The 12364-nt window shown below is 75.7% G+C and carries 2 protein-coding genes; both read right to left on the reverse strand.

Features of this window, described 5'->3' with window-relative positions; all coding sequences use genetic code 11:
- Positions 1-3201 (reverse strand): amino acid adenylation domain-containing protein (locus AB0E96_RS30645; protein WP_359829032.1); only part of this gene is annotated, 3201 nt, incomplete at its 3' end.
- A gap of 123 nt (positions 3202-3324) precedes the next feature.
- Positions 3325-12285 carry an amino acid adenylation domain-containing protein gene (locus tag AB0E96_RS30650; protein WP_359829033.1) on the reverse strand — a complete coding sequence of 2987 codons (8961 nt, stop codon included), beginning with the start codon at positions 12283-12285 and terminating at the stop codon, positions 3325-3327.
- Between the last annotated feature and the right edge of the window lie 79 nt (positions 12286-12364).

Genomic DNA, 12364 nt, shown 5'->3' on the forward strand with positions numbered 1-12364 from the left:
GGAGAGCGGGACGCGCTCGGGCCGGCGGGCCGGCCGCAGGGCCGGGCGGGCGTCCGGCCGCTCGGCGGCCGGGGCGGCCAGGGCCTCGGCCAGCGCGGCCACGCTGGGGGCGTCGAACAGCGCGCGGACGGGCAGTTCGGCGCCGAGCGCGGTGCGGACGCGGCTGACCAGCTTGGTGGCGAGCAGCGAGTGGCCGCCCAGGTCGAAGAAGCTGTCGTCGATGCCGATCCGGTCCAACCCGAGGACGTCGGTGAACAGTTCGCAGAGCGCGCGCTCGGTGTCGGTGCGCGGGGCGCGGCCCTCGGCGGCCCCGGCCCAGTCGGGGGCGGGCAGGGCGCGGCGGTCCACCTTGCCGTTGGCCGTCACCGGGAGGGCGTCGAGGACGACCACGGCGGCCGGGAGCATGTAGCTGGGCAGGCTGTCGGCGACGGCGGCGCGCAGTTCGGCGGGGGTGCTCCCGCCGGTGCCGGTGACGGTCGCGTACACCACCAGGCGCTTGTCGCCCGGCTGGTCCTCGCGGACCACGGCGAAGGCCTGGCCGACGTCCGGCAGGGCGGTGAACGCGCCCTCCACCTCGCCGAGTTCGATCCGGAAGCCGCGGATCTTCACCTGGTCGTCGGCCCGGCCGAGGAACTCCAGCACGCCGTCGGCGGTCCAGCGGACCAGGTCGCCGGTGCGGTACATCCGGCTGCCGGGCTCGCCGAACGGGCAGGCCACGAAGCGCTCGGAGGTCAGCCCGGGACGGCCGACGTAGCCGCGGGCCAGGCCGGCCCCGGCGAGGTACAGCTCGCCCGCCACCCCGGCCGGCACCGGGCGCAGCGCGGTGTCCAGCACGTACGGCCGGGTGTTGTTCAGCGGCCGCCCGATCGGCACCACGGCGGGGACGGGCTCGCCCGGGCGCATGGTGAAGGTGGTCTTGATGGCGGTGGTCTCGGTGGGCGCGTACACCGCGACGACGTCGGTGTCCGGGCAGGCCCGGTGGATCCGGCGCACCGACTCCGGGGGGACGACGTCGCCGCCGGTCCACACCTGGCGGACGTCGCGGAACGCGGCCGGGTCCTCGTCGGCCATCAGCCGCAGCAGGCCGGACGGGGCCTGGACCAGGGTCACCCGGTGGGTGGTGACGGTCTCGGCGAGGCGGCGGATGTCCAGTTCGCCGGGCTCGGCGAGCACGATCGCCCCGCCGGTGACCAGCGGCGCCCAGATCTCGGTGGTGGAGGCGTCGAAGGCGGTGGGGGAGTGCAGCAGCACGCGTTCGTGGTGGCCGGCCCGGAAGTGCGGGTTGCCGAGCAGGTCGACCACGTTGCGGTGGGTCACGGCGACGCCCTTGGGCACCCCGGTCGAGCCCGAGGTGTACATCACGTAGACCAGCTGGCCGGGCAGCACCGGCAGGGCCGGGTCGCCGGCCGCGGGGGCGTCGGCGAGCAGCGCGTCGGTGACCTCGACGGTGGCGAAGCCCTCGGTGGCGAGCACCGGGTGGCCCCGGTGGGCCGGGTCGGTCAGCAGCAGGGCGGTGCGGGTGTCGGCGAGGATGTGCTGGAGGCGGTCCAGCGGGTAGCGGTCGTCCAGCGGGACGTAGGTGCCGCCCGCCTTGGCGATCGCGAGGACGGCGGTGAGCAGGGCGGCGGAGCGCTCCATCAGTACGGCGACCGGCTGTTCGGTGGTCAGACCGCGTTCCAGCAGCAGGGCGGCGAGCCGGTTGGCGCGGTCGTTCAGTTCGGCGTAGTCGAGCCGTTCGGCGCCGGAGACCAGGGCGAGGGCGTCGGGGGTGGCGGCGGCCTGGGCCTCGAACAGCCGGGGCAGGCTCCGCTCGGCGACGGCCGTGGCCGGTCCGTTCCAGCCGGTGAGCAACTGTTCGCGCTCGGCCGGGGCGAGGATCCCGATGGTGCCGATCGGCGCGTCCGGGGCGGCCACGGCGGCGCGCAGCACGCGCACCAGCCGCTCGGCGAGGGAGACGGCGGTGGCGTGGTCGAAGAGGTCGGCCGCGTAGTCGACGGCGCCGCGCACGCCCAGGCAGGTGCCGTCGGCCGCGAGCCGCTCGACGAAGTTGAAGTTGAGGTCGAACTGGGCCTGGGCCTCGCCGGTCTCGACCGGGGTTCCGGTCGCGGCGCCGAAGGCGAGGTCCCCGGCCCGTTCCGCGTTCAGGGTGACGACGGTCTGGAAGAGCGGGTGGCGGGCGGGGGTGCGGGTCGGGTTGAGGTGTTCGACCAGGCGTTCGAAGGGGATGTCCTGGTGGTCGTAGGCGTCCAGGTCGGTGCGGCGGACGCGGTCCAGCAGCTCCCGGAAGGTCGGGTCGCCGCCGGTGTCGGTGCGCAGCGGCAGGGTGTTGACGAAGAAGCCGACCAGGTCGTCCAGGGCCTCGTCGGTGCGGCCGGCCACCGGGGTGCCGAGCGGCAGGTCGGTGCCGGCGCCCAGGCGGGTGTAGAGGACGGCGACCGCGGCCTGCAGCGCCATGAACAGGCTGGCGTGCCGGCCGGAGGCCAACTCGGTCAACGCGCCGTGCAGTTCGGCGTCCAGCTCGAAGTCGGCGGCGCCGCCGCGGTGGCTCGGCCGGCTCGGGCGGGGACGGTCGTAGGGGAGCGCCAGCTCCTCCGGAAGGCCGGACAACGCCTGCTTCCAGTGGGCGAGTTGCAGGGAGACGACGCTCTCCGGGTCGTCCTCCTCGCCGAGCAGCTCGCGCTGCCAGAGGGTGTAGTCGGCGTACTGCACCGGCAGCGGCTCCCACTGCGGGCCGGTGCCGGCCAGCCGGGCCCGGTAGGCCTCGGCGAGGTCGCGGAAGAGCGGCCCGACCGACCAGCCGTCGCTGGCGATGTGGTGGGTGAGCAGCAGCAGGACGTGCTCGCCCGGCGCGGGCAGGGCGTACAGCCAGGCCCGGAGCGGGAGGTCCCGGGAGAGGTCGAAGACGTGCCCGGCGGCCGCGCTCATCAGCTCCCGCAGCTCGGCCTCGCCGGCCACCGGCACCCGGTGCAGCGGCGGGCGCCCCTCGGGAAGGATGTGCTGGTGGGGCCGGCCGTCGGCGGTGGGGAAGACGGTGCGCAGCACCTCGTGCCGGTCCACCACGTCCCCGAGCGCGCCCTCGAGGGCGGCGGCGTCGAGCTCACCGGTCAGCCGGAGGGCGAACGGAGTGTTGTAGAGGGCGCTCCGGCCCTCGAACTGTTCGATGAACCAGAGCCGCTGCTGGGCGAACGACAACGGGATCAAGGTCTGCCTCCGACTGGCGACGTACGGCTGCTGTGGCTGGTGGTGCTGCTCTGACGGGTGGGGCCTGGCGGTCGTGCGGCGGGGCGTCCCGCCGCCGGTGGGCGGCCCGCGTCCCGCCGCCGGTCAGGCCTGCGGGCGGCGCATCGGGCGCAGGGCCGGACGGGCCTTCTTCGGCGCGGGCGCCTGCTCTCCGCCGGGCAGGGCGGCGGCGAGGGCGGCGACCGTGGGCGAGTCGAACAGGGTGCGGATCGGCAGCTCCGCGCCGAGGGTGGCGCGGATGCGGCTGACCAGCCGGGTGGCGAGCAGGGAGTGGCCGCCGAGGTCGAAGAACCGGTCGTCGATGCTGACCGTCGGCACGCCCAGCACCTCGGCGAACAGGGCGCACAGCTCCCGCTCGCGCTCGGTGCGCGGGGCGCGGCCCTCGGCCGCCCCGGCGTACTCGGGCGCGGGCAGGGCCTTGCGGTCGACCTTGCCGTTGGCCGTCACCGGCAGGCTGTCCAGGACGACCACCGCGGCCGGGAGCATGTAGGCGGCGAGGCGGTCCGCGACGAAGGCGAGCAGTTCCCCGCCGGTGGCCTTGCCGGTGGCGTACACCACCAGGCGCTTGTCGCCCGGCTGGTCCTCGCGGACCACCGCGAGCGCCTGGCCGACGCTCCTGTGGGCGGTGAACGCGGCCTCCACCTCGCCGAGTTCGATCCGGAAGCCGCGGATCTTCACCTGGTCGTCGGCCCGGCCGAGGAACTCCAGGACGCCGTCCGCCGTCCAGCGGGCGAGGTCGCCGGTGCGGTACATCCGGCTGCCGACGCCGTCGAAGGGGCAGGCCACGAAGCGCTCGGAGGTCAGCCCGGGGCGGTCGACGTAGCCGCGGGCCAGGCCGGCCCCGGCGATGTACAGCTCGCCCGCCACCCCGGCCGGCACCGGCTGGAGCCCGGCGTCCAGCACGTACAGCCGGGTGTTGGCCAGCGGGCGCCCGATCGGCACCGTGCCCGGCACCGCCGCGGCGTCCGGCATCGGGTACTGGGTGGCGCACAGGGTGGTCTCGGTCGGCCCGTAGAGCGCCCGCACGGCGATCCCCGGGACGGCCTCCAGGACCCGGCGCACGGCCGGGGCGGAGACCACGTCGCCGCCGGTCAGCACCTCGCGCACACCGGCGAAGATGCCCGGGTCCTCCTCCGCGATGACCCGGAACAGGCCCGCGGTGACGTGCACGTGGGTGAGCGCGTGGGCCCGGACCAGCTCGCGGATGGCGGCCGCGTCGAGGTCGCCGGGCGGCGCGACGACCACCCGGCCGCCGGAGAGCAGCGGCACCCAGATCTCGTAGGTCGAGGCGTCGAAGGCGTGCGGCGCGTGGAACAGCACCCGCAGGCCCTCGTCGTGCCGCCAGCACGGGTCGGTGGCGAGCTGCACCACGTCCCGGTGGCTGATCGCGATGCCCTTGGGCTCCCCGGTGGAGCCGGAGGTGAACATCACGTACGCGAGCTGCTCCGGGTGGGGCGCGGTCCGCTCGGCGCGCCGCTCGCGCGGGCCGTCGAACCAGCCCTCGGTGAGCGGCAGGACGGGGCAGGGGGCGTCGGCGGCCAGCGGGTGGTCGCGGTGCGCCCCGTCGACCAGGACGAGGGCGGCGGCCGTCCCGGCGGTGATCCGCCGCAGCCGTTCGGCCGGGTGCCGGTCGTCCAGCGGGACGTAGCAGCCGCCCGCCTTGGCCACCGCGAGGATCGCCGTCAGCAGGTCGGCGGAGCGGTCCATCAGCAGGACCACCGGCGTCTCGGCGCCGACCCCGGCGCCGGCCAGGCGGACGGCCAGGTGCTCGGCCCGGGAGTCCAGTTCGGCGTAGCTGAGGGTGCCGTGCTCGGAGACCACGGCCGGCGCGTCGGGGGTGGCCGCGGCCCGCGCCTCGAACAGCTCGGGCAGGGTCGCGTCCGGGACGGGCGAGGCGGTGTCGTTCCAGCCGGTGAGCAGCTGCTCGCGCTCGGCCGGGGCGAGGATCCCGATGGTGCCGATCGGCGCGTCCGGGGCGGCCGCGGCGGCGTCCAGCACCCGCAGCAGCCGCTCGGCGAGGGTGGCGGCGGTGGCGTGGTCGAAGAGGTCGACGGCGTACTCGAGCGCCACCGTCAGGCCCGCCCCGGGGCCCTGCTCGGTGAAGCGGAAGGAGAGGTCGAACTTGGCCACGTCCAGTTCGAAGGTGTGCTCCGCGCAGCCCAGGCCGCCGAAGGAGGCGGGGACGGTGACCCGGCTCTCCAGGGCCACCAGGGTCTGGAAGAGCGGGTGGCGGGCGGGGGTGCGGGTCGGGTTGAGCTGTTCGACCAGGCGCTCGAAGGGGATGTCCTGGTGGTCGTAGGCGTCCAGGTCGGCGCGCCGCACCCGGTCGAGCAGCTCCCGGAAGGTCGGGTCGCCGCCGGTGTCGGTGCGCAGCGGCAGGGTGTTGACGAAGAACCCGACCAGGTCGTCCAGGGCCTCGTCGGTGCGGCCGGCCACCGGGGTGCCGAACGGCAGGTCGGTGCCGGCGCCCAGACGGGTGTAGAGGACGGCGACCGCGGCCTGCAGCGCCATGAACAGGCTGGCGTTCTGCGCCGCCGCCAACTCGACGAGGGAGCCGTGCAGTTCGGCGTCGACGGCGACCTCCACCAGGCCGCCCCGGTGCCCCGGCGCGGCCGGGCGCGGACGGTCGTAGGGGAGTGCCAGCTCCTCCGGGGCGTCGGCCAGGGCCTGCTGCCAGTAGGCGAGTTGGTCGATCAGCAGGGTGCTGGGCCGCTCGTCGCTGCCGAGCAGCTCGCGCTGCCAGAGGGTGTAGTCGGCGTACTGCACCGGCAGCGGCGCGCGGGTGGGCGCGGAGCCGGCGCGGCGGGCCTCGTAGGCCTCGGCGAGGTCGCGGAAGAGCGGCCCGACCGACCAGCCGTCGCTGGCGATGTGGTGCATCAGCACCAGCAGGACGTGCTCCTCGTGCGGCAGCGACAGCAGGGTGGCGCGCACCGGCAGGTCGTGGGCGAGGTCGAAGACCTCCTCGCCGGCCGCGACCAGCGCGGTCCGCAGCTCGGACTCGTCGGCCACCCGCACCTGGTGCAGGGGCAACTCGTCGGCGCTGACGACGCGTTGGTGCGGCTGCCCGTCGACGGTCGGGAAGACGGTGCGCAGCACCTCGTGCCGCCGCACCACGTCCCGGACGGCCAGCTCCAGGGCGGGCAGGTCGACGGCGCCGGTGAGCCGGACCGCGACGGGGGTGTTGTAGAGCGCGCTGGGGCCCTCGAACTGCTCGATGAACCACAGGCGTTGCTGCGCCGAGGAGAGCGGCACCCGCTCGGGCCGCTCGGCCGGCCGCAGGGCCGGACGGGCCGCCGCGGAGTCGGGCAGCGCGGCGGCCAGCAGGGCCACCGTCGGGTTGTCGAAGAGGGCACGGATCGGCAGTTCGGCGCCGAGGCCGGCCCGGATCCGGCTGATCAGCTTGGTGGCCAGCAGGGAGTGGCCGCCGCGGTCGAAGAAGTTGTCGTCGATGCTGATCCGGGCCAGCCCGAGGACCTCGGCGAACAGCCCGCACAGGGCCTGCTCGGCGGCGGTGCGCGGCGCGCGCCCGCCGTCGGCGCCGCTGTAGTCGGGGGCGGGCAGGGCCTTGCGGTCCACCTTGCCGTTGGGGTTCACCGGCAGTTCGTCGAGGACGACGATCGCGGCCGGCAGCATGTAGCCGGGCAGCCGGTCGGTGACGAAGTCGCGCAGCTCCTCGGCCCGGACCTCGCCGGTGACGTACGCGACCAGGCGCTTGTCGCCGGGCTGGTCTTGGCGGACCGCCGCGCAGACCTGGCCGACTGCCGGGTGGGCGGTGAACGCCGCCTCCACCTCGCCGAGTTCGATCCGGAAGCCGCGCAGCTTGACCTGGTCGTCCGCTCGGCCGACGAACTCCAGTTCGCCCGCGGGCGTCCAGCGCACCACGTCGCCGGTGCGGTACATCCGGCCGCCGGGCTCGCCGAACGGGCAGGCCACGAAGCGCTCGGAGGTCAGCCCCGGGCGGCGGACGTAACCGCGGGCCAGGCCGTTGCCGCCGATGTACAGCTCGCCGGCCACGCCGACCGGCACCGGGCGCAGTCCGGCGTCCAGCACGTACAGCCGGTTGTTGGGCAGCGGCCGGCCGATCGGCACGACGGCCGGCACCTCGGCGGCCGAGGTCATCGGGAAGTGCGTGGCGAAGGTGGTCGTCTCGGTCGGCCCGTAGACGTTGACCAGCCGCAGCCCGGGGCAGCTGTCCAGCACCCGGCGCATGGCGGCCGGCGAGGCGATGTCCCCGCCCGTCCACACCTCGTGCAGCCCGGCGAAGGTCTCCGGGGCCTCGGCGGCCAGCACGTTGAACAGGCCGACGCTGATCCAGGCGGAGGTGGTGCGCTCGTGGCCGATCACCGCCGCCAGCTCGGCGATGCCGAGCCGGCCGGCCGGGGCGATCACCAGCTGGCCGCCGGAGAGCAGCGGGGTCCAGATCTCGTAGGTGGAGGCGTCGAAGGCGGAGGGCGCGTGCACCGGCAGCCGCTCGTGACCGCCGCCGGTGAACTGCCCGCCGAGCGCGAGGTCCACCACGCCGCGGTGGGTGACGGCGATGCCCTTGGGCACGCCGGTCGAGCCGGAGGTGTGCATCACGTACACCAACTGGTCGGCGTGCTGCGGCAGTCCGAGGTTCCCGGGGTGCTCCTCGGCGTCCGGGGCGAGGACCGTCAGCCCGGCCAGCGCGGGGTGTTCGCGGTGCGCGGCGTCGGCCAGCACCAGGGCGGCCCCGGCGTCCGCGAGGACGGTGCGCAGCCGGTCGGCCGGCTGGGCGTCGTCCAGCGGCACGTAGAGGCCGCCGGCCTTGAGGACGGCGAGGATCGCGACCACCTGGGCGGCCGAGCGGTCGATCATCAGCGCGACCGGCGTCTCCCGTACGACCCCGGCCTCGACCAGCCGCAGCGCCAGGCCGTTGGCCCGGGCGTTGAGCTGGGCGTAGGTGAGCTCGGCGTCCTCGGCGGTGAGCGCGATCGCGTCCGGGGTCGCGGCCGCGCGGGCCTCGAACAGCTCGGGCAGCGAGCCCTCCGGCAGCGGGGTGGTGGTGCCGCTCCACCGGGTGACCAGCTCGGCGCGCTCGTCCGCGGTCAACACCTCGACGGTGCCGACGAGTTCGGCCGGGTCGGCGACGATCCGGTCGAGCAGGGCGAGGAAGCGGTCCAGCAGGGCGCGGGCCTGCTCCGCGGTGAAGGCGTCCGGCTGGTGGTCGAGGCGCAGCTGGAGGCCGTCGCCCGGGGTGAGGGCCAGCACCAGCGGGTAGTGGGCGCTGTCGACGTCCTCGACCAGGGTGACGCGGGTGGCGCCGCTCGGGTCAGCGTCGTCCAGCGCGGACGGGTCCGGGTAGTTGCCGTACACCGTGACGGTGTCGAACAGGCTCCCCACGCCCGCGAGTTGCTGGATCTCGGTGAGGCTGAGGTGCTGGTGGTCCAGCAGCGCGGACTGCTCGTGCTGCAGCCGCAGCAGCAGCTGGCCCCAGCTCTCCGCCTGGTCCAGGCGGACCCGCACCGGCACGGTGTTGATGAGCAGGCCCATCATCCGCTCCACGCCCGGCAGGTCGTGCGGCCGGCCGGAGACGGTGGTGCCGAACAGCACGTCCTCGCGCCCGGTGAGCCGGGCCAGCAGCACGCCCCAGGCCGCCTGGACCAGGGTGTTGAGGGTGACGCCGTAGCGGCGGGCGGTGCGGGCGAGGGCCTCGGTGGTCTCCGGGGTGAGCCCGGTGTGCAGGCGCAGCGGCAGCTGCGGGGTGGCCGCCGACCGGCCGGGGGCGAGCAGGGTGGGCTCGTCGGCGCCGGCCAGGGCCTGGGCCCAGGCGGCGCGGGCGGCCGCGCCGTCGCGCCGGGTGATCCAGCGCAGGTACTCGCGGTACGGGGCCGCCGGGGCGAGCGGCTGCTCGAAGTACAGGCCCCACAGCTCCTCGGCGAACAGCGGGGTGGACCAGCCGTCCAGCAGGATGTGGTGCGCGGAGGCGATCAGCTGGTGGCGCCCGGGCGCGAGCGTGAGCAGGGTGTAGCGCAGCAGCGGCGGGCGGTCGAGGTCGAAGCGGCGGCCGTACTCGGCGGCGGCGATCCGGGCGGCCTCCGCGGACGGGTCGGCGTGGGCGCTCAGGTCGAGGACGGTGAAGGGCAGCTCGACGCCGTCGGGGACGACCTGCACCGGCGGCCCGTCGTGCCGCTGGTGGAACGCGGCCTTCAGGTTCGGCTGGCGGGTCAGCAGCGCCTCGGCGGCGGCGCGCAGTCGCGCGGCGTCCACCGGGCCGGTGAGGTCGAAGGTCACGACCGAGGTGTAGACGTCCGCGCCCTCGGCGTCGTACGCCGAGTGGAAGGCCATGCCCTGCTGGAGCGGCGAGGTGGGCCAGACGTCCGCCAGGCGGGCCGGGGCGTGGTGGGCGGCGAGCCCGTCCAGCTCCTCCTGGGTGAGCGCGACCAGCGGGAAGTCGGAGGGGGTGTGCCCGCCGGCGTCCGGCCGTTCGGCGTGCTCGGCGAGCGCGGTCAGCGCGGCGAACCAGGCCTCGGCGAAGGCGCGCACCCGCTCCTCGGAGAGCAGCCCGCCGGCGTACGACCACTGGGCGACCAGCAGCGGGCCCTGCGGGGTGTCCACGGTGGTGGCGTCCAGGCCGAGCACCCGGCCGAGCGCCAGGCCGTGCGCGGCGCCCTCGGACATCGCCTCGGTGCCGGCCAGCACGTCCTCGGCGGTGACGCCCTCGGGCGCGAAGCGGCCCAGGTAGTTGAACTCGATCTGCGGGTCGGCGTGGCCGGCGAGGACGGCGGCGGTGTCCGGGTTGAGGTGGCGCAGCAGGCCGAAGCCGATGCCGTTGTCCGGGACGGCGCGCAGCTGCTCCTTCACCCGGCCCAGGGCGCGGCCGAGTCCGGGGCCGGCCGCGGTGACCTCGGACCAGTCCAGAGCCCCGGGGGCGAGCCGGACGGGGTAGACGGAGGTGAACCAGCCGGCGGTGCGGTGCAGGTCGACGCCCTCGACGACCTCCTCGCGGCCGTGGCCCTCGACGGTGACCAGCACGGCGCCGTCGGGCCCGGTGGTCTCCCGGCCCCGCCAGTGGCCGAGGGCCAGCGCGAGACCGGTCAGCAGCACGTCGTTGACCTGGGCGTGGTAGGCGGCGGTGACCTTGGTGAGCAGCGCCCGGGTGGTCGCGGCGGGCAGCACGAGCCGCAGCTGTCCCTCGGTGGCGTAGGTGTCCAGGGCCGGGTCCAGCGGGCGGTCGCCGAGCAGCGGGTCCGGGGTGGCCAGGGCGGCCTGCCAGAGCGGGAGTTCGGCGGCCCGGCGGTCGGTCCGCGCCTCGGCGCCGAGCCGCTGGGCCCAGCGGCGGAAGGAGGTGGGCACCGGCGCGAGCTCGACGGCGCGGCCCTCGCGGAGCGCGGCGAGCGCGCCGAGCAGGTCCTCCTCGACGATGCGCCAGGTGACGCCGTCCACCACCAGGTGGTGGATCACCAGCAGCAGCTGGGAGGGCAGTTCGGGGCCGCTGTCGAAGTGCACCGCCCGGACCATCCGGCCGTCCTCGGGCGACAGCCGCTCCCGGGCGGCCCCGGTCGCGGAGCGCAGCGCCCCGGCGGTGGCCGGGCCCTCGACCCGGCTCAGCACCTCGGCGGCGGCGACGGCGCCGGGCTCGGGCACGTGCAGCGTCCAGGGGCGCTCGGCGAGCGGGGAGGTACGGGCGCGGAACAGGTCGTGGTGGTCGAGCAGGGCCTGGACGGCGGTGGCCAGGTGCTCCCGGGCGGTGCCGGCCGGCAGGGTGAGCACGGTGGACTGGTAGAAGCTCTCGACCTCGCCGTGCTGGGCGGCCAGCCAGTGCACGATGGGCGTCGCCGGCACCTCGCCGAGGCCGGCCCCGGCGGGCTCGACCACGACGGGCCCCTCCAGCGGACGGGCGATCCGCGCCAGCGCCTCGACGGTCGGGGCGAGGAACACCTCGCGCGGGGTGAGCTGGAGGCCCGCGTGCCGGGCTCTGGAGACCAGCTGGATGGCGACGATGGAGTCCCCGCCGAGCTCGAAGAAGGAGTCGGTGACGCCCACCCGGGGCAGCCCCAGCACCTCGCCGAACAGCCGGACCAGGGTGTGCTCCAGCTCGCCGGCGGGGGCGCGGCCGTCCTCCTCGCCGGCGCCGAACACCGGCGCGGGCAGGGCGCGCTTGTCGACCTTGCCGTTGGGCGTGAGCGGCAGCCGGTCGAGCACCACGACGGTGGGCACCATGTGGTCGGGCAGCCGCTCGGCGCAGTACGCCCGCAGCTCGGCCGGGTCGGCGGTGCCGACGGTGTAGCCGACCAGACGGCGCTCGCCCGGGCGGTCCTCGCGGACCAGCACCACGGCCTGGCGCACCCCGGGGTGGGCGGAGAGGGTCTGCTCGATCTCGCCGAGCTCCACCCGGAAGCCGCGGATCTTCACCTGGTCGTCGGCCCGGCCGAGGAAGTCCAGCTGGCCGTCAGGGCGGTAGCTGCCGAGGTCGCCGGTGCGGTACATGCGGTCGCCGGGCTCGCCGTACGGGTCGGCCACGAAGCGCTCGGCGGTCAGGCCGGGGCGGTTCAGGTAGCCGCGGGCCAGGTGCGGGCCGGCCAGGTACAGCTCGCCCACGGTGCCCGGTTCGACCGGGCGCAGCCGCTCGTCCAGCACGTGGATGCGCACGTCCCGGCAGGGCCGGCCGATCGGGGGCTGCTCCTCACCGGTCAGCGGCTCGCTCATGGAGACGATGACGGTGGCCTCGGTCGGCCCGTAGCTGTTGAGCATCAGCCTGCCGCGGCCGCAGCGGGCGGCCAGCTCGCGGGAGACCGCCTCGCCGCCACCGATCAGGGTGCGAAGCGAGGGCATCGGCAGGTCGGGCAGGGTGGAGATCATCGCGGTGGCGACGTCGGCGTGGGTGACGCCGAACCGGTCGATCAGGGCGGCCAGCGGCTCGCCGACCAGCTGGCTCTGCTCGCGGGGCAGGACGAGCGCGGCGCCGGTGGTGAGCGCCACGCACAGGTCGGAGACCGAGACGTCGAAGCTCAGCGAGGAGGCCTGGAGCACCCGGCTGCCGGGGCTGACCCCGGTGGCGGCGACCTGGGCCACCCCACCGGGCATCGGGCGCTTGAGGACCTCGTGATCGAAGCACTCACCTGCCTAGGTCTCGCTGCCGAGGGCTCCGCCGCCCGGCCGGCCG

The sequence above is a fragment of the Kitasatospora sp. NPDC036755 genome (assembly GCF_040636595.1).
Classification (GTDB): domain Bacteria; phylum Actinomycetota; class Actinomycetes; order Streptomycetales; family Streptomycetaceae; genus Kitasatospora.